Here is a 22,608-nt window from a genome sequence, read left to right on the forward strand (position 1 = left end):
AAAATAAATCCAAAGGAAATCCGTGTTTAAACATTTATCGTATGTATTTTCATAGCGGTGCAAAGCCAGTAACCTATAAGCTGGAAAACACCAAAAGATTTTAATTAGAAAAGTTGTGTCTTTTAATGGTTAACTTGGGAAACAGCCTGGTATTTTTACCAGGCTGGATTTTTTATAGCACTTTCCTCATCACGAAGTCATTCATCCAGTATCCATTTCCAATATCTATATCTTTCTCTTCGTATACTTCAAACCCGGTTTTCTCGTAGAAATAACGGGCCTTGTTATACTTATTTACATTCAGTTCCAGTATGTGTGCACCTGTTGCTTTCACTGTATCGATCACGGTGTTAAGCAGGAATTTGCCGGCGCCTTTTCCCTGGTAGTCAGGGTGTAGGTATATTTTGTTCAGCTTGTACACACCAGGCTCTTCTTTCGGGCTATAGCCTGCAAAACCAATGGTCCTTTCTCCATCCCATATCAGCAGAAAGGTATGATCGGAAGTGAGTTGTCTGGTCAGTTCTTCCGTATTATACATCAAGGCTATCATATAGTCCAGTTGTGCCTGGGGAAGGATAGACAGGTAGGTAGCTGGCCAGATCTGGTTGGTCAGTTCCTGTATAATGGGAATTTCCTGCGTGGTAGCATGCGTGATCTGATACATCATTTATTTTTTATCTCCTCAATCACCTGCAACAGTCTTGCTTTAGGAGTAAAGCCACTGGCTACCAGGTATAACTGTTCGTCTTTTTCAAGAATAGCAGCTGGAAAACCGGTGATTCCCCATTGCTGTACGATATTAAACTCCTGGTTGGTAGCGTATTTGTTATCATCTTCCTTCATGTTGTTCAGGAAGGCCTGCACCGGAATATTGTATTTCTCCAGAATGGGAATGTAGGTATCGTTATTATTAAGGCTCTTGCCTTCAAAGTTGAGTGCTACCTGCATATCATGAGCAAAGTTCACGGCATTTTCCGGTTGGTATTGCTTGAATATGGTCAGTGCGATACTGGGCTTTTCAGAGTCCATGATATCGTCTGAGCGCAGGTATTCGTTCAGGAAAGGATCACCAAAGGTAATGCCGGTGGTAGCTTCGACCTGTTTGTGTGCTTCCTTGATGTAGTTGTACATTGCGGAGGCAGGGCGGCGGTTGGCACTTAATAACATGCCGCCAGACAGTATCTCTACCGATATCTCTCCTTTAAATTGCTCCTGGATCTCCTGGATCACGGGCGTAAAGCCATAACACCATCCACAGATGGGATCATAGATATAGATAAGTTTCATTGTTCGTTATTTTTTCCTGTTGTGGATATAGTTTTCTAAAGCTTCTTTTGAATAGCTACTCAGGTTACCATCGGCAGTCAGAGCTCCTTTGCGGGCGGCTAAAGTTCCGTAGTAAACATCTTTATAACCGGCTATACTGTGGGCATCGGGATCGATGGAGAGCAGTACGCCTTTTTCGCGTGCATAAGGTATCCATTCCCAGTCGATGTCGAGTCGGCGGGGATGTGCATTCAGTTCAATGACAACATTGTGCTCGGCACAGGCTTCTATGATACGGCGGTGATCTACAGGATAACCGTTACGGCTCAGCAGGAGTCGTCCGGTCATGTGGCCTAAGATAGTGGTATATGGATTTTCAATTGCTTTCAGTAGTCTGCTCATTGCTTTCTCTTCACTCATTTTGAGATTGGAGTGAACAGAAGCGATTACGAGGTCGAAGGAAGCCAGAATTTCGTCCGGATAATCCAGGTTGCCATCGTTGAGAATATCAGCTTCAATGCTTTTGAAAATGCGGAAAGGTGCGAGTTGTTGATTGAGTGCATCGATCTGTGCATGTTGTTCAGCAATGCGCTCAATACTAAGTCCGTTAGCATAAAATGCAGAACGGGAGTGGTCGCTGATCACGAGGTATTCAAAGCCCTGTGCTTTGGCGGCGAGGGCCATTTCTTCGAGGGTATATTGACCATCGCTCCAGGTACTGTGTGAGTGGATGATGCCTTTGATATCCAGTGGTGTGATCAGGTGAGGGATCTGCTGTACTTCCAGCATACTGCCGTCGTTGCGGAGGCAGGGTGGGAGGTAGGGCAGGTTGGCCTGTGAGAAGATTTGTTCTTCCGTAGCACCGGGTGTAAGGCCGGCAGCGCCGCCAGCGGCAAAAAAGCTTTCGATGAAAGCGGGAGTGGCGGTAGTAAGAAAAAGTGATTTACCAAAATCGTCGATGGCAGATGGATAGATCCTCACTTTTACCTTTTGCGCATGTTGAAACAGCAGGGAGTGAGGTGTTTCTTCTATGAAGGTGAGGCTTAATTTTTCTCTGATGATTTCAGGTGCGGCGTCTACAACCAGTTCTATTTCATCGATGATGATTTCGTTTCTTCTAACTTGTCCGGTGAGGGAAACGGCGGCTGGTGCAAACAGTGTTTGTATTTCTTTTTCCAGTTCATTGGCGAGGGTTTCCACTTCGGCGAAGAGGTAACGGTCGCGGTTACTGAAATAAAATTCGATGCTTTGTTTTACGCTGTCCTGCGTTTTCTGGCCGAAGCCTTTCAGGAGCATGAGGCGGTTTTCGTTGCAGGCGTAGAGAAGTTCGCCGAGGGATTCTACTTCCAGGTCTTTCCAGATAGAAGCGATTTTTTTAGGTCCCAGGCCTTTGATCTTCATCATTTCGAGAATGCCGGATGGAGTTTTGTCGATATAGGTATCGAGTAGGCTCCATTGTTCGGTTTGCAGCATTTCCTGGATGCTTTTGCTGATGGATTCGCCGAATCCTTTGATTTTGGCGATCTCCTCAGTGTGCATTTCCTGTAGGGGAGTGGTGAGTTTTTCTACAGTGAATGCTGCATTGGCGAACGACTTTGCTTTGAAGCTGTTTTCACCGTGGATGTCCATAAGTTTGGACAGCAACGAGAAGTTGTCTGCGATAGTGCTGTTATCCGGCATAATTTGATTTGAACTGCGAATTTCGGTTTTTAAAGATGGAATTTCAACGGCAAAAAATAAAAGATCTTTCATTAAAAAGATTTTAAATCCCTCTACCTTACTGCAGCAAGCCAATTCAAACTCCTATAAAAACACGAAAGGTCCTGGTTATTCACCAGAACCTTTATTTCACAGTGTGTAAAATCGTAATTATGCTTCAGTTGAAGGAGCATCAGTCTGTGGAGCTGGAGCAACCACTTTCTTCTTAGCAGCAACCTTCTTCTTAGGAGCAGCTTTCTTAGCAGCAGCCTTTTTAGGAGCAGCTTTCTTAGCAGCAGCTTTTTTAGGAGCAGCTTTCTTAGCAGCAGCTTTTTTAGGAGCAGCTTTCTTAGCAGCAGCCTTTTTAGGAGCAACTTTCTTAGCGGTTGCTTTTTTAGCAGCAGCCTTTTTAGGAGCAGCTTTCTTAGCGGTTGCTTTCTTAGCAGCAGCTTTTTTAGGAGCGGCTTTCTTAGCGGTTGCTTTCTTAGCAGCAGCTTTTTTAGGAGCGGCTTTCTTAGCAGCAGCTTTTTTAGGAGCAGCTTTCTTAGCGGTTGCTTTCTTAGCAGCAGCCTTTTTAGGAGCAGCTTTTTTAGCCGCTTTTTTAATTGTTGCCATTGTTTTTTGAATTTTGGGTTAGTAATTAAAATTGGGTATTAAAAAAAACTTTATGGCAAACACTGCGCCAAGCTTACGCCTGGGCAGTGGTGTCAAATGATTTTACAGAAACGATGGTTCTGTTCTCGCGTCCTTTTCTGAACTCAACAACACCATCAGCTACCGCAAAAATGGTAAAATCTCTACCAATTCCTACGTTAGGACCTGGATGGTAAACTGTACCGCGCTGACGAACGATGATGTTGCCAGATACAGCAGGTTGACCACCAAATATTTTTACTCCCAGCCTTTTGCTTTGAGAGTCACGGCCATTCTTTACACTACCTTCACCTTTTTTATGTGCCATTTCTATGGAAGTTTAAAACTTTAATTAATTAAGCAATTTCTGAAATACGAATCTTCGTAAAGTGAGTACGGTGTCCAACTTTCTTCCTGAAACCCTTTCTGCGTTTCATTTTAAAAGCAATAACCTTATCTCCCTGAACGTGGCTCAGGATTTCTGCTTTAACTACTGATTTTACATCAGTGCCAACGGTCAGCGCGCCGCCATTATCTATTAACAACACTTCAGAGAACTGCACTTTATCTCCAATATTTCCCTGCAACTGTTGTACAAAGATTTCTTGGTCTTTTTGTACTTTGAATTGCTGACCTGCGATTTTTACAACTGCAAACATAGTGATCCAAAAATAATTTCCTGCAAAAGTAGGATTTGTTTTTAAATTGACAAAGTTTTCTCCATATTTAAAATGCGTTTGCCGTCAAAGCATACGTTTTAAAGGAGAATACCATACATTTTCAAAGATACGTAGTTTATTTTAATATAGTTTGTTATTATATGTAAGCTCCACGAACCACTATGCGCAACATTTCCTTAAAAGCCACAATCAGCGCCAATTTAACTAATATGCAAATTGGGCTGACACCAGCAAAAAAACTGCGCACATGCAGTTCATTCCATTCCTTTTATAACAATTTTTATTTTATACATTTGTCCTTTCACATATTCTAAAATAATGGGCATGAAGCTTAAATCACTGCTTGCCAAACCATTTGCTTCCATTGTAGCCAACAGGATCAGGAAGGAGATGCAGAGGGCGGTAGAAGACCAGGAAGCTATCCTGGAGGAGTTGATTAAAACAGGCAGGAAGACCGAATTTGGAAAAGACCACCACTTTGACAATATCCATTCCTATAATGATTTCAGACAGGCAGTGCCTATCAGAGACTATGAACAGTTCAAGCCTTATATAAATAAAATTAAAGAAGGCAAACAGAACATACTCTGGAAAGGCTTGCCCATTTACCTTGCCAAAACATCTGGTACCACCAGTGGGGTAAAGTATATTCCAATCACCAAGGATTCTATCTCTAATCATATTGATACAGCCAGGAATGCGCTGCTTAACTACATGGCAGAAACCGGGCACACTGACTTTGCCGATGGTAAACTCATTTTCCTCTCCGGCTCTCCCGTGCTGGAAAGGGTGGGAGGTACTCCTTATGGCCGCCTCAGTGGTATCGTGAACCACCACGTCCCCCGCTACCTGCGTACCAATCAGCTGCCCACTTACGAAACAAACTGTATCGAAGACTGGGAAACCAAGCTGGATAAAATAGTAGACGAAACCATTAATCAGGATATGACCCTCATCTCTGGTATTCCACCATGGATGCAGATGTACTTTGACAGATTGATAGAGCGTAGTGGAAAGCCTGTGGGTGAACTGTTCAAAAACCTCAATGTACTCGTATATGGTGGTGTGAACTTTGAACCTTACCGTGCAAAACTCATGGCATCTGTGGGTCGTCCGATCAATACCATCGAGACTTTCCCGGCATCCGAAGGATTCTTCGCCTTCCAGGATACACAGGAGCACAAAGGTCTTTTGCTCAATACCAACTCTGGTATATTCTACGAATTCATACCTGCTAATGAGATCTTCAACGAGCATCCTACCCGTCTTTCCCTGAAAGAGGTGGAAGTAGGTGTCAACTACGCCCTCGTAGTCAGCACTAACGCAGGTCTCTGGGGATATAACATTGGCGATACAGTGAAGTTTGTATCCACCAATCCTTATCGTTTGCTGGTAACCGGTCGTATTAAACATTTCATTTCCGCTTTCGGTGAACACGTGATTGGCGAAGAAGTTGAGCACAGCCTGATGACAGCAGCGAAGGAAGATAATTTACAGATCACGGAGTTTACCGTAGCACCTATGGTAAGTCCTGAAGCTGGCGAACTACCTTACCATGAATGGTTTGTGGAGTTCGAAAACCCGCCTGCAGACATCAACGCCTTTGCAAAAAGAGTGGATGACAATCTTCGTAAAAAGAATATTTATTACGACGACCTGCTCACCGGCAACATTCTGCAAGCATTAAAGATCAGAACAGTAAAAAAACAGGGTTTTATAGATTATATGAAGTCTGTGGGCAAACTGGGTGGTCAGAACAAGGTGCCCAGACTGAGCAATGACAGAACATTAGCGGACGAGCTGATGAATTATCTGGCATAAAGCAGGACAGATGTCGGACTACCCATGTCCGCATTTCTTGTAATTCCCTTATTATTGCAACAATGAGTAAGAAAAATATAGCCATTTTTGGCTCCACAGGATCAATTGGCATCCAGGCGCTGGAGGTAATAGAGGCGCATCCTGATAAGTTCAGTGTCGAAGTGTTGACCGCTGGTGTCAATGCAGATCTGCTCATAGAACAGGCCCTCAAATTCAGACCTAATGCAGTAGTGATCGCTGATGAATCAAAATACGAAAGCGTAAAGGAAGTACTCTTTGACAAAGGCATCAAGGTATTTGCCGGTGCCAAAGCTATGGTAGAAGTGGCTGCCTGGAGCTCGATCGATATGATGCTGGCTGCCATCATGGGCTTTGCCGGCCTGGCGCCAACTCTGGCTGCCATTGAACAAGGTACCCCCATCGCCCTGGCGAACAAGGAAACCCTTGTCGTAGCCGGTGATATCGTAATGGGTGCTGCCAGAAAAAGGAATGTACCCGTAATACCGGTAGATTCTGAGCACTCAGCAATCTTCCAGTGTATGATGGGCGAGTCTTCGGCCAAAGTGGAAAAGATGATCCTCACCGCTTCAGGTGGTCCTTTCCTGGGTAAAAAAACTAACTTCCTCATCAATGTGAAAAAGGACCATGCCCTCCAGCATCCAAACTGGCGCATGGGACCCAAAATCACTATTGATAGTGCAACCCTCATGAACAAAGGGCTGGAAATGATCGAGGCGCGCTGGCTCTTCAACATTGATCCTGACAGGATCGAGGTGGTGATCCATCCGCAATCCATCATTCACTCCCTGGTACAGTTTGTAGATGGTAGCATGAAAGCCCAGATGGGTCTGCCTGATATGAAACTGCCTATCCAGTTTGCATTGGGGTATCCTACAAGATTGGAAAATGACTTCCCCCGTTTCTCATTCAGGAACTATTCCAACCTCACATTCGAACAACCTGATACCAAGACCTTCCGTAACCTGGGTATCGCTATCGAGGCAATGCTGAAGGGTGGTAATGCCGCGTGTGTGATGAATGCGGCAAACGAAGAGGTGGTACATGCGTTCCTGAAGAACCGTATCGGCTTCCTGCAGATGACAGATGTCATAGAAGAAATCATGGGCAAGGTGCCATTCATCGAAAAGCCAACCCTGCATGATTACTATGAAAGTGACCTGGCAGCAAGGGAACACGCGAATAATATGATCAACGCTATCATAATTTAAGAACTTTATAACATGACATAGCTGCGATATCGCAGTTATACCGGCTATCTTTGCCATTCCCTGTTATAGAGAAAAAACAACATATATTTACTGTCAGACAAAGCATACATGACAACACAAGAAATATTGGTTAAAGCCGCGCAGTTGATACTGTCACTATCTATACTGGTAGTATTGCATGAGCTCGGACATTTTATCCCTGCAAAACTGTTTAAGACGCGCGTAGAGAAATTTTATCTCTTTTTTGACCCCTGGTTTTCATTATTCAAATTCAGGAAAGGTGAGACGGAGTATGGTATAGGCTGGTTGCCATTGGGGGGGTATGTTAAGATCTCCGGAATGGTAGATGAAAGCATGGATCGCGAACAGTTGGCCAAGCCACCGGAGCCATGGGAATTCCGTTCCAAAAAAGCATGGCAGCGCCTCATTATCATGATTGGTGGTGTGACGGTGAACCTGCTATTAGGTTTCCTCATCTATTCCATGATGTTATGGCATTGGGGTGAAACCTACCTGCCTACAGCAAACACCACTTACGGTATTGCTGCCGATTCACTGGCACAGACGATTGGACTGAGAGATGGAGATATGATCGTGAGTGTAGCCAATGAACCTGTGGAAAACTTCAAAGCGATTCCTGGTAAGATTGTACTGCGTGAAGCAAAAACTATCCAGATCTCCCGCGATGGACAGAAAATAGATATCGCCATTCCGGAAGGATTTGTGGGTAAGATGATCAAGCATAAGAATTCTCTCATGGATGTGAGAGTGCCTTTCCTGGTAGATACAGTAGCTGCCAATACACCGGCAGATAGTGCTGGTATCCGTAAGGGCGATCAGATCCTGACATTGAACGGACAGCCTGCTTATTATTATCATGAGTACAAAAAGGAAATAGTAAAAGATGTAAATAAAACCGTACCACTGCAGGTATTGCGTGGTGGAGATACGGTGAACTTAACGGTGCGTGTACCTGAAAAAGCGGTGTTAGGTTTGAATGTGAATATCGAGAAGATGTTTACCTTCTCAATCAAACATTTTACATTCTTTGAAGCGATTCCGGCTGGTTTTGATAAGTGTATCAATACGCTGGTGGGTTATGTGCAGCAGTTGCGTTTGATTTTTGTGTCTAAAGAAGTAAAGGCGAGTGAGTCTTTGGGTGGTTTTATGACGATAGCGAAGTTGTTTCCTGGAGAGTGGGATTGGATGTCATTTTGGGAGATGACGGCGTTGTTGTCTATCATATTGGCGTTTATGAACATTCTGCCGATTCCTGCGTTAGATGGGGGGCATGTGTTATTCCTGATTTATGAGATGGTAACAGGTAGAAAGCCGAGTGAGAAATTCCTGGAGTATGCACAGATCGTGGGGATGGTAATATTGTTTGGGTTGCTGTTGTATGCGAATGGGTTAGATATTTACAGAAGTATATTTGGGAAGTAAGTATAAATTTAAATTTTGAAGAAGGAAGAGGTCGAAAGGCTTCTTCCTTCTTTTTTTATGCGATACTGATTTGAGGTTCTAATTTTAATAATCGTCTATCTAACTCATCCAGACTGTATTCTGTTTTTTCTGACCTTACATCCATCATTTCAAATTTGTGGTCAAATTTGATCTCCATTGAATTCAGTCTTTTTTCGAGTTTTTCTATCCTGTTATAAACGGCCATAAACCGCAGGTCCAGTTTCTGTTCCATTGACCTAAGTGCACCCAGCACTATAGTAAATTGTGAATCCGACATTGTAATCTGTTTAATGGTTTATACCTTCTAATTTACTTAACTTTCCCAGTGATTCCAAATAATAATCCTTGCAAGATATTGATTATAAGATCATTATCAACTTAATAAGCTCGATATCATTCCAGCTTTTTCATACTCAATTTTATTTATATCTAAATATCACGTATCTTCGTTAGCTGCGAAAGCAAATCTGGGGCTGCCCGGTTTTGACAGCATAGGTCTTTGAAAGTGTAAGCATGTCGTGCGTTGGATAATTAGCACGTAAATCTGAATACCCAAACTTCAAAAGGCGAATCTAACTACGCCATGGCTGCCTAATCAGAGATTAGACACCCATTATAGCCGCCGCGAGCTGGCCGTCTACTCCAGCTGCCGCCGCCGAATCATAAACATGTAGAATAGGTACTCATGGTTTCTGTGAGTGAGTGCTGAAACAACAACGGATAAGGACAAGGTTGGTTAGTTATGCCCCTGCCGTGTCTCGAAAAAACAATGCATAAATAAACATGTAGAAGCCTTTTGGGGGATGTGTTTGGACGCGGGTTCGACTCCCGCCAGCTCCACCTCACGGTACATTTGATTTTTTTGATCGAATGTACCGTTTTTATTTTCACTGGAATCTGCTTGTAGACTGCTTATCAGCGTTAGCACCTCATTAGTTTTCGTGTTTGGACAACTGCTCCCATTAAAAATGAACTTTTCAGGGTATGTCGAAACAATAATCCTCCTTTTAGTCGCAATTGTCCCATGTTTGTATAAAAAGTACAAATTCGTCATGTTATTAAGTAAAGAATCTAACATTTTGTCAATTCCTGTATGGGATGTTTGGACTTCTGTAAAGTGACCTTCCAACAAAGTAAATTTTTTACTTCAATCGTCTTTTATTGCCTTAAAATCTTCTGTCTCTAAGTGCCCCCTCGATTAATAAATCTCTTGCTTTTGCTATTTTGTCAATTAAGTATTTGATTTCGTCTAACAGTTGCTGTCTGGTATTTTTAGCAACTTTTGATTTGAGGTGCACAAGTAAAACCGGACAGTTAATTTGCTTAGCTTTACCAAGCAAAGACAACGGGAAAATACAAAAAGAGTCGTAGAAAATATGATGCTACCTTCAAGGAAGAAGTTATATTGACTCAAATTACTCATCGGCCCTTTATATGCAAAGAAAAGGGCCAACCTTTTTGGTCCGCCCCAGTATTTTATTTTTGTGGTCCGCTTTTTAATAAGCAGTTTATGTCTTTAATCATCTGCTCTATATCTAATTGAAGGGTACCATTGTAAATACCTCTTATCCGCTTTTTTTTGTCAACCAGTATGATATGTTCAGTGTGTAAAAACTCAGTGCTGTCTCTAGTAAATCCAAGGTCTTCTTCGGCAAAGTAAGACTTCCTTGCTAAGGTGTATATTTCTCCTTTATCACCGGTTAGAAGGTGCCAATTGTTTGAATGTATCCCCTGGTTGTCTGCAAATTCTTTTAACCGGCCTATACTGTCTATCCAGGGGGTTACACTGTAGGATAAAATAACAACATCCGGATTGTCCAGGAAGGCTGACTGAACAAGTTTCAGATGCCTGGTCATTAACGGGCAGATGCTGCCACAGCTTGTAAAAATAAAATTGGCTATATGGATCTTTCCTTCAATATCCTTTTCTGTTATCTTTTTCCCATGTTGGTCGGTGAAGGCGAACGGAGCAATGCTGTGATTGATCTTTTGGTCCGCTTCACTTGCTAAAGAAAAGAACTGGGGTGTAAAGTCAGGTGTATTGTAATAAGGCACCCCAGCTGATTCATTCCTGCGGCTGCAAGACGAAATAATTGTCAGCAAAAGCAACAGGCTACCTTTTAAAAACACTATCCGAAACATTGACGCAGTTTTTAGTCCCCAACAATCCATATCTTTTTCCGTTATGTACAATGTAATTGCTTCTTATTTTACCGTTATCATAAAATTGTTTCTGCGCGCCTTCCTCGTAGCCGTTGTGGTAATTCATCTCCCGGACTAACAATCCGTCACGATTCCATTCCCGGCAGGTTCCTTCGTATTCGCCGTCTTTAAAAAAATATTGAAGCTGTTTTTTCCCAGACTCCCAATAAGCAATAAACTCGCCGCTCTTTTTCCCATCAATAAATCCCCTTTGCTCATTTAATCTCCCGTTTGGAAAAAAATTTTTCCAGACACCCTCTTCTTTTCCATTGATAAAACTTTCAATCCATGCCGTATCACCTGTGCCGGGATAAAGCATATAAACCGTTCCGGAAAAAGGTTCATTCCCCCACCAGGGAACTCCATTTCTCATGACAAACCTAACATCCTTGGCGTTGATAATTCGTTTTACTATTTCCTTTTGCGACTGTTGTGTACAATGAGCAAAATGATAAAGAAGGACCAGCCATAACAATTTATTTTGAAGCCGTGCCAGGTGTGCCATAAAATCCGCTGCCATTTATATAAGGATCTGTATTGGTTACGTGATAATGATAAATTCCATTGGGGTATTCAGCCGTAGCCGCTGTATGTCCATGATAGGCATCTAACGACGATTCTGAAACGGCGCTTCCGTTTTCTTCGGGGCCATAAACCGGAAAACCGTCAAGTAAAAAGCCTAATAACGAGGAGCGGGATAATTTTACCTGCGTTAAATATTTTGGTTCAACATGATAATGATAATCACCACTCTGTGCAGGATGTCCCCAATACTGGTCAAAACTTTTTGCTTCTGTCTGGGTAAGCGGCTCACTGGGCCCCGCATATTGATTGTAAAACGGAACACCATTTACTGAAACTCCTATCGGGCCCAACGGTGTTGCTGAATGGGAAGAGGCTTCTTTCGGATTAACTGGAATTTTAAATGTATAATTTTGGGAAATTATGCTATTGGGATTTTTTTCAAATGAATAATCACTCCAGGTGGTTCCGGAAAAATTTTCATACAGGCTGCTAGTGATAGGGTAATAAATACTTTTATGATCGGGAGTACCGGTGGTTTTAATGATAATATATGTACCGTCAGAAGTGATACTGGTGGCACCATAAATGTTTTTATACACGTCAGGAACAGTATTGCTGTCGCTACTGCTGTCGCTATCTTTTTTGGAACAGGCAAATGACATAAATAAAAAGAATGCACCAATAAGTGCAAATGTGTTTGTTGATTTCATATTTCAGGCTTATTATTACAATACATCCTTATACGTCATTCCTTTATCAATCCTTCGGCGGTGGCGGAATTATTTTTCCAGGCCGGAACAATTTTGCAAAATCTCTTGAAAGTAGTTTGAAATAGGGTAGTTGTTCGGGCCGGCATAGTTTTTTTATTTCAACAAGATGTTCATAGTGTGTTGATTCAACCTGTTGCTGAAGTTCTCCCAGCCTTACCATCAGGGAATCCCTTTGCCATATTGATACTTCTGCAAGGGAAGAATACAGGTAATTCTTTGCTTGCCTGATCTGATCGTCCAACTCGCCGATCCGTTTTCTATGGGCCGCTATCAGCATTTCATACTGAGCCACCTGCCCATTGTCGAAATGCAGCCGTTCGATAATGATCCTTTTGGGACCATCCCGGTGGAAGTTTCTTTCTGGTTCATCCATCGGGTAGGGTCTGGTAAAAAAAAGAAAAGCAAGCGTTCCTAGGTTTAATACCAGCAGGCCAACTACCGCAATGCTTAGTAATTTTATTTTACTCATCGTAAAATTCATTTGTAGTGGATAATTTCATACTGCTTGCCACTTGTTCCATACTACTCCTATTGTTCTGTCCCTTTGATCTTATAAGTATAGTAATATTCAGCAGAATGATTAAGACGGATAACAGCGCAAACGTTAATCGCCACTTTATTGGAGCAACCATTTCTGTCCCCTGCTCCATTTTATGGAGGATGCGGTTGTATAAGAAAGGCGGGGCCTCCACCTGCCTTATTTTTTTCAGTTTGTCCAGTTTGTTTTCAATATTCATGGTTAGTTAATTAAATGATACGACAAAATCATTTTGATCCTTCTCCCTTCTTCAACTTTTTTTCAAGGTTTTGCCTGGCACGTTGAAGCAGCGACTCCACGGCTTTTACACTTATATTCATAATTTCGGCCACTTCCTGCTGCGGCTTGTCCTCAATACGGGCAAGGATCAATGCAGTCTTCTGTTTGTCGGGCAGTTTGTTCACCAGGCTTAAAAGTTGTTGCAATTCATCTTTGTCTTCCGCTGCTATGCCAGGATGTACGGAATGGATCGCCTCATTCAATGGTTTAGCTGATTCGTTGCCTACAAGAGAAATGATAAATCCCAATCGTTTTTTGGCTTTACGGCTGCGGAGAAAATCAAGACACTGGTTAACGGTGATGCGGTATATCCATGTTTTCAGGCTGGCAATCTCCGGGTTATGCGACTGATAATTTTTGTAGATCTTAATAAAAACATCCTGTGTAATATCCTGTGCATCTTCATGACAGGATACATAATGAAGAACCAGGTTGTAAACCATGCTAATATATTCATTATATATCCGGCTGAAAGTACTGTTATCCATTGTAGGAACCATTAAACCTGTTTGAAGTTATAGTCCCCCAATGCCCGGGCCGGCGCATGTTTCATGGTCGCCAATATGTATCGAAGGTAAAATTCAGCTGGAACTTTAATGTATTTTGGCATTATAATCAAGGTGTTTACACAAATAATTTAAAAACATGAATTGATGGTACTGACTCATTTTCATTTTTACTTAGCCTGCCTCAGAACCACCACCAGTAATGGTGGGCGGGAAAAGATCAACCGCCGAAGGCGTAAGATCAATATTGAGTGAGTACCAGATTTATAATATTTCAAACGCTACTTTAAGAATTAGGTTAAACCCCGAAAACTTATACTTACTATTAATGCCAATAAACGACCTTTTGATCACCTTATAGATAAACCATTCACATTCGTAGTTTTAAAATGCTATTGTGTATATTTATAAGTATAAAGCTCAATTAAAACCGCCTTCATTGATAGCCGAGATATTTAACCAGCTTATTAATTTATTTTGGACAACCCTTTGTTTTGTACCCTAAGAACATGTTTAAATTTCTGAACGACTCATTTTAGAAGAATATTTATGAATGCTACCTGAATGAACGCTGCAGAAGATTCAGGTAGCCTCTCATGATCTTACCTGGCCTTCAGAAAAAATTTAGCCAGGAAAAGGATTATTCGACCTGCCACCTACCTTTTGGGGTAATAAAACCCTTTACGGATGGTGGTTTCTGGGTAATTTCAATGTTCCATTTATAATATTTTTCAACTGTATTCCTTAAAAATCATTTAATCCATCGGGCCATACCACACCATCGTCCGCTTCCCATATGCATCCTTAAACACCGCTTTCACCTCTGCCAATAACTTCTTCGCTTCCACATCCTGTATTCCTGCCACCACTATATAATATCCGCCCGAAAGATGCTTATACGCATTTGAATATTCCACTGATATATAATCATCATTGTCGGCATTCCCATCTCCCCTCGCCGGATAATAAGGGAAATCTTTCTCATCACTTCCTCCCGTCTTACACGCTGCCTCACTCAGCGTTAATCCTGTCTTCGCATTCGGACTCAACTCCCGCAAATCCAATTTCTTCCCTAGCTTCTTTGCCGCATCTTTCGCCGCCGTCAATGCCTCCTCATAGCTTTTAGTACTTCTTACAATAATGATCTGCTTGGGAACCTCTGACATCCATTTTTTCTGTGCAAAACCATTCAGCGAACAAATAAAAATCAATAAAATCGAAAGGGTCGTTTTCATTACAAAATGTGGGTTTTAATATCTGTGAAAATACAATACAAAATTTACCGGGCTGTACTATTTTGAACAAAAAAACAGGAATCAGTCCTAAAATACACAGCTTTTTCTTAACTTGAAATGCACATTCGTACTGACGACAATTAATTGTCATGTTATAATCCCATATATCTGTTCCTCTATGGCGAACTATCAAAATCCCGATAAGGATGTGATCGATGTATCAAACATGGTCAATCCCGCGGATCTTCGAATCCCGACCCAGAGCAACCTACCCGGACCGGAACAAGAACCGGAATACCTGGAAGACATCAAGCTGGGCAAAAAATACGAAACACGACTGAACCTCAGCCCGGACGAAATTAAATGGCTCAATACATTCTATTGCTTTCGCAACGCCTTTAACAGCATTGAAGGCTGTGAAATCGCCATCGTCAAGCTTTTCCTGCTCACCGTAAAGGCACTCAATAAACGCCTGAAAAAGGAAGAAAGCAGCCTGGAACAGGAAATCACCCGTATCCGGGAAAAATCGTTACAATCTCCCGAATACTTCATCGGATACGATAATATGTATATCCAGCAGGCAGCCGAGGCAGAAGCGTTTTATACCATCTATAAAAAGGCAGAAGCCATTGTAAGAACCGCCTGGGGACATAAACGTAAAATCTCCTCTGAGTATACCAGCTACAGCACCCCAGCCAAAGACCAGTTTAACAGTAAATTAGGTCCTCTGGTAGACGAAATCGTGGCCTACCTGCAGCCTACTATCGGGGAAACGGACGAGCAGATAGAACTGGAGCTAAACGCCGCCACCACCACCCGTTGGAAAGACAGAATGAATGAGATCACCGCTGCTTATTCAAAGGATAAAACAGTAGAAGAACTCTACCGCCTGGGAACACAGAACCTGCGCAATCCCGCCAGGGAAAACATCTACTACGAAGCTGCCCGGTTCCTGGCCCCATACGACAAACCAGAAACGCTTAAATTTTACCTCCATTATATTTACCACGACCTCAAGTCGCCCAAATTTGATCAGAAAGAGCTAAATAAATCCATCCAGAAAAAGCTCTTTTCAGATGAATCCCAATTGGCCGAATTCCTGACCATCGTCAATGGTTTGATCAATGACCAGAACCTGGTAAGGGCATTGATCCAGGTAGACAAGATCTGCCAGCCCAAACGACGCAGAATTGAGCTGGATCACGAGCAGATCCAGATGGTCACCGAAGCCCACAGTATTACTGTCGAAACTTTAAATGGCTACCTGCAGGAGGAAGAGGTCATCTTCATTCCCGAACCGGAGAAGGAACCATTACCCGAGTCAGCAACCCCTTTAAGCCCGCTACAGGTCGAGTTCTTAAAACTCTTTCCTGATGACTACCAGGTGAGCGCAAGTGATGTAGAAGCATTTGCACTGGGCAAAGGTCTGTTCAAAAACCAGTTGCTCGACAGTATCAACGAAACCTGCTACGAAGTACTGGATGATGTGCTCATCGAAGAAGATGACGATCAATATACTATCAATGTTAATTATTATACACAAATACTCTCCTAAATGTCATTGAATATTAAGCCCAAAGAAGTAACTGCAATCATTAATTCCTTATTAGGTGGTGTAGTCCCAAAGATTGGTGTACAACATATCACCGTAGGTCGTTCAGCAGAAGTAGATGCTTTCCTGCATGCGCTGGAAGATGTGAAAAATGGCCACAGCATTGTGAAATTCTGGATAGGTGATTTTGGATCGGGTAAGTCTTTTATGATGCACCTGCTGAATACCGTTGCCCTGAAACAGAAATTCGTTGTGACAAATGCGGACTTTACACCTGATAACCGTCTATATGCAAATGATGGAAAAGCAGTCGTATTGTATTCAGCTATCATGGATAACATCGCTATCCAGACGAAGCCTGAAGGCGGTGCATTGCCTACCTTATTGGATAAATGGATCGAGCAGATCATGATCAATACTGCGCAGGAAAATGGAATATCTCCTACTGAAATCCGCAATGAACAATATATAGAACTGATTCAGCGGAATATTCTGAAGACGGTGAATGAAGTCACAGAAGTAGGTGGATTTGATTTTGCGCATGTGATCATGAAATACTATGAGGGCTTTATCAGGCATGATGAGCAGCTGAGAAGAAATGCATTGAAATGGCTGAAAGGAGAATATAAAACAAAGGTTGAAGCAAGGCAGGAATTAGGTGTTCGGGAGATTATCAATGACCTGAACTATTATGATATGCTGAAGAATTTCACGAAGCTGTTTGTAAGTATCGGGTATAGTGGTTTTATGATCAATCTGGATGAGGCGATCAATTTGTACAAGATATCCACCTCCGCGATGCGTGAAAAGAATTATGAAAAAATCCTCTCTATCTATAATGATTGTTTCCAGGGTAAGGTGAGTAACCTGTTTATCAACTTTGCCGGTACGGCTGAGTTCCTGGAGAATCCAAGAAGAGGGTTGTTCAGTTATCAGGCGTTAAAATCAAGACTGGAAACCAATAAATTTGAAAACCAGTTGGTGCGCGATTTTGCGCAGCCGGTAATCAGGTTGATGCCGCTGAATAATAATGAAATCTTTGTATTGCTCAAGAAGTTGAAGGCGGTCTTTGAATTGAATTATAACATTACGATGGATGTGAGTGATGAGGATGTTCGGTTGTTTATGGAAGAGTTATATAATAAGCCGGGTGCGAATGAGTTCCTGACACCACGTGAAGTGATTCGCGATTTTCTGAATGTATTGAGCATTATCCGTCAGAATCCGAATATTAACAAGCAACAGTTGTTTGGAGATATACAGGTGAAGGATGAAAGACCAAATGAAACCTTATTAGCTGATATAGAAGAATTATAATCGTGTACGAACTATTATCAGAACCGATTCGGCGGTATGTAAGAGAGCAGGGGTGGGAGAGTTTACGTCCCATTCAATCCGCTTCTATTCAGAAAGTATTACAATCTGAAGATAACCTGATTCTTGCTTCCCGTACCGCTTCTGGAAAAACTGAAGCTGCTTTTTTGCCTATTCTTTCCAAGGTGAATTTTAATGAACGGGGAGTGCAGGTATTGTATATTTCTCCTTTAATAGCGTTGATAAACGATCAGTTTTTCCGTGTAGAAGAGCTATGCAAACATCTCGATGTACCAGTGACCAAGTGGCATGGAGAAGCAAATCGCACATTGAAAGAAAAGCTGGTAAATGATCCGGGGGGAATTGTGTTAATAACTCCTGAGTCGATAGAGGCGATGTTGGTGAATGCGGCTTATAAGGCCAAGGCGTTATTCAGTAATCTGAAGTTTATTGTGATTGATGAGATACATGCTTTCTTAGGAACGGATCGGGGAAAACAATTGCAGTCACTGCTTTTTCGGATACGTGAATTAAATGCCGGCAATGTCCGTGTAATTGGCTTGTCCGCTACCATTGGCAGCTATGAACAGGCAAAGGAGATGGCAGGTCCTGAAAATACAACGAAGATCTTACGTGATACCACAAGTAAGGAAATAGAAACGGAATTCAGATATTTCAAACAGGAGGGAGCAGAATTACCACTCGCTTTAATCAAAGATCTGTATCTGAATGTATGCAATAATAAAGTGCTCATATTCCCCAATGCGAGAGGTCTGGCAGAAGAAGTCGCTGTAAAACTGCATAAGATATCACAAAAAGTAGGAGGGCACCCTTATTACTTTTCGCATCATTCCTCCGTTCATAAAGAGTTGCGCGAATACATCGAAGAATTCGCCAGGAACAATGTTCGTTTTCCATTTACTATAGCCTGTACCTCTACCCTGGAATTAGGTATCGACATTGGCTCTGTAGATAAAGTAGTACAAATAGATGCTACGCATTCAATCGCCAGCCTGATTCAACGAATCGGACGAAGTGGTAGAAGAGGAAATGAAACAAGTAAATTGTCATTGTATGCCACTGATCCGTGGAGCCTGTTACAGTCAGTTGCCTGCATGACTTTATTTGAAGGGGAAGGGTTTGTAGAACCAATTGAATATACTGAAAAGCCTTATGATATCTTACTACATCAGGCATTGGCTTTAGTTCGTCAGCTTTCGGAATGTACACAGGAAGAACTGGTGCATAGATTATCCATCAATACAGCATTTAAATACATAACAGTCGATGAGATCAAGGAAATATTACTCCATCTGATCCAAACAGATCTGCTTGAATTTATAGGCGGTAAGCTGATCATAGCGATAGAAGGGGAGAAGATCGTCAATACTAAAGACTTTTATAGCGTATTCCAAACTGATACTTTGTTGAAAGTCCGGTGTCAGGATAAGCCTATAGGAGAAGTCCCCTTTTCTCCCCAGATCGTAGTTAATAACAATATGCTGTTGGCAGCCAGAATCTGGAAAATAGTAGATGTAGATCTGCCCGCAAAGCGAATAACCGTGGTTCCTGCGATGGATGGTAAGAAGCCTTTATTCTCCGGTTCTGGTGCTGATATTCATCCCAAAATCCGCGAACAGATGCTGCGCTTGCTGGTGAGGGAAGAAAAGATGCCAAACCTTAGTGACGATGCAAAAGAAGCAATTCGTCAATTAAAATTGGATTTTGAATTATATACAATTGAAAATCTGGAAACGGATCGCCCTTTGAAAGTACAGATCAAGGAGATGTACTGGTATTCTTTTCAGGGCACCAAAACCAATCGTAGCCTGGCTTTTCTGTTTGACGCCGCTAATATTAAAAACAATTTGAGGGAAGATGAAAGCATGTTCGAATTTAAGGCCGGTGACTTTGAATTAATCATTCAAAAAGCAATGAAGGCTTATGACCAACTTGCATCTGTTTTGGAGAGCGCTGTTCAGAATGAGCCCCTCATGCTTGCATTTTCAAAATTCGGTAGCTATCTCCCACTCAAATACCAGGTGCAATTAGTAAGAGATAAACGCTTCAACTTCGAATCCGCCATGGATTTCTTATCCTCCGTTCACATCTCCCAAACTCACACCCTCCCCGAATCCTGACACCCTCCTCCAGCGGGTTAGGACAACTATCTCCCAACCCGCTGACTACCATCATTCCCCTCCCAAAATAATCTCCCTATCTTCCCGCCTTACTATTATTTCCGCGTCAGTCATGAATATGAATTACAGACTCATCTCAATTTTCCTATTACTGCTTTCCCTCTCCGCCCGGTCTCAAAATCCTGTCGCCAACCCGGCTTCACAAGTGACCATCGGCTCCGCCCGTTTTACCATTCTCACACCCAGCCTCATCCGCATGGAATGGAATGAAAAAGCCGCCTTTGAGGACAAAGCCTCTCTCGTTTTTATCAACAGAAACCTCCCTGTCACCCCTTTCCAAAAAAAGGAAGCAGGCGAATTTCTCGAAATAAAAACGACCCATCTTACCCTGCGCTACAAAAAGAACGCAGGCAAGTTTTCCAAAGACAACCTGAAGATTACTTTCACCCTCAACGGTCGTAAAGTTGACTGGGTACCCGGTCTCAAAGATTCTTTAAATCTAAAAGGCACCACACGCACCCTCGATCAAACTGACGGTGATGCAAAACTGGAAGATGGCCTCCTCTCTAAAAGTGGCTGGACCCTGATCGACGATTCCAATCAACTCCTCTTCGACGGTGACAAAGATTGGAACTGGGCCACCACAAGAAATGAAGGTGACAAACAAGACTGGTACTTCTTCGGCTATGGGCATGAATATAAGAAAGCCTTATACGATTATACCCGTATAGCTGGAAAGATCCCCATGCCACCTAAATATGCATTCGGCTACTGGTGGTCACGGTACTGGACATATTCTGACACTGAACTCAGAGGTCTCCTCAACGACTTCACCACCTACAATATCCCCATCGATGTACTGATTATCGATATGGATTGGCACTATACCTGGGGACTTAACAAAGACTGGAAAAGAGATATGATGGGCGAACCTACAGGATGGACAGGTTATACCTGGAATAAAAACCTCTTCCCTGAACCGGAAGAATTTCTAACCTGGGCACATCAGCGTGGTGTGAAAACCGCTCTGAACCTGCACCCGGCTTCCGGTATCGCTCCTATGGAAGCACAGTATAATTGCTTCGCAAAAGCTTATGACTTTGATACCACCGGCAAGAAAAATATCCCTTTCAAAATAGAAGATAAAAAATGGGCGCAAATTTACTTTGACAGCGTGCTGCATCCTATCGAAAAACAAGGGATTGATTTCTGGTGGCTCGACTGGCAGCAATGGCTGGAAAACCGCAACCTGAAAGGCCTGAGCAATACATGGTGGTTAAACTATACCTTCTTCACCGACAAGCAAAGAGAAGGTGGCAGACCACTCTTATTCCATCGCTGGGGTGGTTTAGGTAACCATCGTTATCAGATCGGTTTCTCTGGCGATAGCCGCAGTACCTGGGCGTCATTGGCTTACCAGCCATACTTTACAGCCACTGCAGGCAACGTAGGGTATGGCTATTGGAGTCATGACATCGGTGGTCACGTAGCCGATAATCCTGATCCTGAATTGTACCTCCGCTGGATACAGTTTGGTACATTTAGCCCGATATTCAGAACACACTGTTCAAAGAGTGCTTTCAACGAACGTAGGATCTGGAAGTTCCCTGAACACTATAAAATGATGCTGAAAGCTTACGAGCTCAGGTATGCACTAAATCCATATATCTACACGGCTTCACACGAAGCCTTTGATTCAGGTGTATCCATCTGCCGTCCTATGTACTATGATTATCCTGAATCACCGGAAGCTTATACAGCCAAAGAGCAGTACATGTTCGGCGGTGATATGATCGTGGCGCCAATTACTGCAAAAGCAGATAGCATCACACATCTTGCAGGCAAAAAGGTTTGGTTACCTGCCGGTCAATGGTTCGATTATTTCTCCGGTGGCCTGATCACAGGAAACAAATTTGTAGAAAATAAATATACGCTGGACCAGGTACCAGTATTTATCAAAGCAGGAAGTATTATTCCGATGTATGGAAATATTAAAAACCTGCAAAAGCAATCTGACACGCTGGTATTGACTGTAATCCCTGGTGGTAGCGGTGCTACGAAGTTGTATGAAGATGATGGAAACTCTGAAGAATACAAAGACAAAGGTTACAGCTTTACTGCTATCAGAAATGTAGTGGCTGCGGATGGTGCGATGGTATTGACGATCTCTCCCCGCGAAGGAAGTTATAAAGGAATGTCTGCAAGTAGAAGTTACGAAATAAAATATCCTTCTATCTATCCACCTGCCAGTATATCTATCAATGGCCAGCCTGCCACCTATACATATTCAGCTGACAGACTGATGGCTACTATAAGTATCCCTGCTACTTCCTGTGCAGAACAGATCGAAGTAAAAGTAATACCTGATGCTGCAGGCAAAGGAAAAGAAGACCTGCTCTACAAAGCAGCGTTGATATTATCCCGCTTATCACAATCTACAGAAGATATGAAGTATGAAACTGCCAGGATAGACTGGGTAGCAAATACTTCAGATTGTATCCTGGCGCTGTCTGCTATTCCAGGTATGATCAATTATCATCCTGAGCAAACAGTAGCATTGGTTGAGAAATTGAATAAAGAAATTCTCCCTTGTATACAAACAATGAAAGCTTATCCCGGGGTGGATGCAAACACACTTAGAAAAATAACAGCGCCACTGGAAGCAGGTAAATAAAAAGATATATATGTAAAGCTAAAAGAAAACAGATATTAGAAATAAAAAGGGTTCATGATCTCGTTCATGAACCCTTTTTAT

General features: G+C 42.4%; 21 protein-coding genes and 1 other RNA gene. 8 read left to right on the top strand and 14 right to left on the bottom strand.

The window, feature by feature from the left end; all coding sequences use genetic code 11:
- Nucleotides 1-172: 172 nt before the first annotated feature.
- The 6 genes from QQL36_RS14760 to rplU form a co-directional block, all read right to left on the bottom strand.
- Nucleotides 173-667, bottom strand: a complete 495-nt coding sequence (locus QQL36_RS14760; protein ID WP_083720597.1) for a GNAT family N-acetyltransferase — start codon at nucleotides 665-667, stop codon at nucleotides 173-175.
- The gene (locus tag QQL36_RS14765; protein ID WP_083720595.1) at nucleotides 664-1,287 is read right to left on the bottom strand and encodes a DsbA family protein; all 624 of its coding nucleotides are present in this window, start codon (nucleotides 1,285-1,287) and stop codon (nucleotides 664-666) included. The genes QQL36_RS14760 and QQL36_RS14765 overlap by 4 nt, the downstream gene beginning before the upstream one ends.
- A 6-nt stretch (nucleotides 1,288-1,293) precedes the next feature.
- Complete coding sequence (locus QQL36_RS14770; protein WP_321570117.1) at nucleotides 1,294-2,946, bottom strand: helix-hairpin-helix domain-containing protein; 1,653 nt, start codon at nucleotides 2,944-2,946, stop codon at nucleotides 1,294-1,296.
- Between the two features lie 189 nt (nucleotides 2,947-3,135).
- Nucleotides 3,136-3,579 (bottom strand): histone H1-like repetitive region-containing protein, encoded by a 444-nt coding sequence (locus QQL36_RS14775; RefSeq protein WP_321570118.1) that lies wholly within the window; start codon nucleotides 3,577-3,579, stop codon nucleotides 3,136-3,138.
- 73 nt (nucleotides 3,580-3,652) lie between these two features.
- Nucleotides 3,653-3,925 carry a 50S ribosomal protein L27 gene (gene rpmA, locus QQL36_RS14780; protein WP_083720590.1) on the bottom strand — a complete coding sequence of 91 codons (273 nt, stop codon included), beginning with the start codon at nucleotides 3,923-3,925 and terminating at the stop codon, nucleotides 3,653-3,655.
- A 28-nt stretch (nucleotides 3,926-3,953) separates the two neighbouring features.
- On the bottom strand, nucleotides 3,954-4,256 hold the full coding sequence (rplU, locus tag QQL36_RS14785; RefSeq protein WP_072359712.1) for a 50S ribosomal protein L21: 303 nt from the start codon (nucleotides 4,254-4,256) through the stop codon (nucleotides 3,954-3,956).
- 345 nt (nucleotides 4,257-4,601) lie between these two features.
- Between rplU and QQL36_RS14790 the strand changes: the two genes are divergently transcribed.
- From QQL36_RS14790 to rseP, 3 genes are all read left to right on the top strand, one after another.
- Nucleotides 4,602-6,098 (top strand): GH3 auxin-responsive promoter family protein, encoded by a 1,497-nt coding sequence (locus QQL36_RS14790; RefSeq protein ID WP_321570119.1) that lies wholly within the window; start codon nucleotides 4,602-4,604, stop codon nucleotides 6,096-6,098.
- 62 nt (nucleotides 6,099-6,160) lie between these two features.
- Complete coding sequence (locus tag QQL36_RS14795) at nucleotides 6,161-7,327, top strand: 1-deoxy-D-xylulose-5-phosphate reductoisomerase (protein ID WP_083720588.1); 1,167 nt, start codon at nucleotides 6,161-6,163, stop codon at nucleotides 7,325-7,327.
- Between the two features lie 108 nt (nucleotides 7,328-7,435).
- A complete protein-coding gene (rseP, locus tag QQL36_RS14800; RefSeq protein WP_321570120.1) occupies nucleotides 7,436-8,770 on the top strand; it encodes an RIP metalloprotease RseP in 1,335 nt (444 codons plus the stop codon).
- A 55-nt stretch (nucleotides 8,771-8,825) separates the two neighbouring features.
- On the opposite strand, the gene QQL36_RS14805 is transcribed toward rseP, so the two are convergent.
- A complete protein-coding gene (locus QQL36_RS14805; RefSeq protein ID WP_143708695.1) occupies nucleotides 8,826-9,068 on the bottom strand; it encodes a hypothetical protein in 243 nt (80 codons plus the stop codon).
- A gap of 192 nt (nucleotides 9,069-9,260) precedes the next feature.
- Between QQL36_RS14805 and ssrA the strand changes: the two genes are divergently transcribed.
- Nucleotides 9,261-9,634, top strand: a transfer-messenger RNA (tmRNA) gene (gene ssrA / locus QQL36_RS14810).
- A 633-nt stretch (nucleotides 9,635-10,267) separates the two neighbouring features.
- Here the strand turns inward: ssrA and QQL36_RS14815 are convergent.
- From QQL36_RS14815 to QQL36_RS14845, 7 genes are all read right to left on the bottom strand, one after another.
- Nucleotides 10,268-10,933, bottom strand: a complete 666-nt coding sequence (locus QQL36_RS14815; RefSeq protein ID WP_083720581.1) for an SCO family protein — start codon at nucleotides 10,931-10,933, stop codon at nucleotides 10,268-10,270.
- The gene (locus QQL36_RS14820) at nucleotides 10,905-11,498 is read right to left on the bottom strand and encodes a hypothetical protein (protein ID WP_321570121.1); all 594 of its coding nucleotides are present in this window, start codon (nucleotides 11,496-11,498) and stop codon (nucleotides 10,905-10,907) included. The genes QQL36_RS14815 and QQL36_RS14820 overlap by 29 nt, the downstream gene beginning before the upstream one ends.
- Entirely contained in the window at nucleotides 11,470-12,228 is a 759-nt protein-coding gene (locus QQL36_RS14825) for a YHYH protein (RefSeq protein WP_321570122.1), read from the bottom strand. Before QQL36_RS14825 ends, QQL36_RS14820 begins: the two co-directional genes overlap by 29 nt.
- Before the next feature lie 46 nt (nucleotides 12,229-12,274).
- Nucleotides 12,275-12,757 carry a hypothetical protein gene (locus QQL36_RS14830; RefSeq protein WP_321570123.1) on the bottom strand — a complete coding sequence of 161 codons (483 nt, stop codon included), beginning with the start codon at nucleotides 12,755-12,757 and terminating at the stop codon, nucleotides 12,275-12,277.
- Nucleotides 12,750-13,025, bottom strand: coding sequence for a hypothetical protein (locus QQL36_RS14835; RefSeq protein WP_083720574.1), 276 nt, complete (start codon nucleotides 13,023-13,025; stop codon nucleotides 12,750-12,752). Before QQL36_RS14835 ends, QQL36_RS14830 begins: the two co-directional genes overlap by 8 nt.
- 28 nt (nucleotides 13,026-13,053) lie before the next feature.
- Nucleotides 13,054-13,593: an RNA polymerase sigma factor gene (locus QQL36_RS14840; RefSeq protein WP_179090972.1), complete on the bottom strand. Its 540-nt coding sequence runs from the start codon at nucleotides 13,591-13,593 to the stop codon at nucleotides 13,054-13,056.
- Between the two features lie 773 nt (nucleotides 13,594-14,366).
- Nucleotides 14,367-14,846 carry a hypothetical protein gene (locus QQL36_RS14845; protein WP_321570124.1) on the bottom strand — a complete coding sequence of 160 codons (480 nt, stop codon included), beginning with the start codon at nucleotides 14,844-14,846 and terminating at the stop codon, nucleotides 14,367-14,369.
- A gap of 178 nt (nucleotides 14,847-15,024) precedes the next feature.
- On the opposite strand from QQL36_RS14845, the gene QQL36_RS14850 reads away from it, so the two are divergent.
- The 4 genes from QQL36_RS14850 to QQL36_RS14865 all read left to right on the top strand — a co-directional run bounded on the left by QQL36_RS14850 (nucleotide 15,025) and on the right by QQL36_RS14865 (nucleotide 22,527).
- The gene (locus tag QQL36_RS14850; protein ID WP_321570125.1) at nucleotides 15,025-16,401 is read left to right on the top strand and encodes a tellurite resistance TerB C-terminal domain-containing protein; all 1,377 of its coding nucleotides are present in this window, start codon (nucleotides 15,025-15,027) and stop codon (nucleotides 16,399-16,401) included.
- Nucleotides 16,402-17,715, top strand: coding sequence for an ATP-binding protein (locus QQL36_RS14855; protein ID WP_083720566.1), 1,314 nt, complete (start codon nucleotides 16,402-16,404; stop codon nucleotides 17,713-17,715).
- Nucleotides 17,716-17,717: 2 nt separating this feature from the next.
- Complete coding sequence (locus tag QQL36_RS14860; RefSeq protein ID WP_321570126.1) at nucleotides 17,718-19,853, top strand: DEAD/DEAH box helicase; 2,136 nt, start codon at nucleotides 17,718-17,720, stop codon at nucleotides 19,851-19,853.
- A gap of 118 nt (nucleotides 19,854-19,971) precedes the next feature.
- Nucleotides 19,972-22,527 (top strand): glycoside hydrolase family 31 protein, encoded by a 2,556-nt coding sequence (locus tag QQL36_RS14865; RefSeq protein WP_321570127.1) that lies wholly within the window; start codon nucleotides 19,972-19,974, stop codon nucleotides 22,525-22,527.
- Nucleotides 22,528-22,608 lie beyond the last annotated feature (81 nt).

The organism is Chitinophaga sp. LS1 (genome assembly GCF_034274695.1).
GTDB lineage: Bacteria > Bacteroidota > Bacteroidia > Chitinophagales > Chitinophagaceae > Chitinophaga.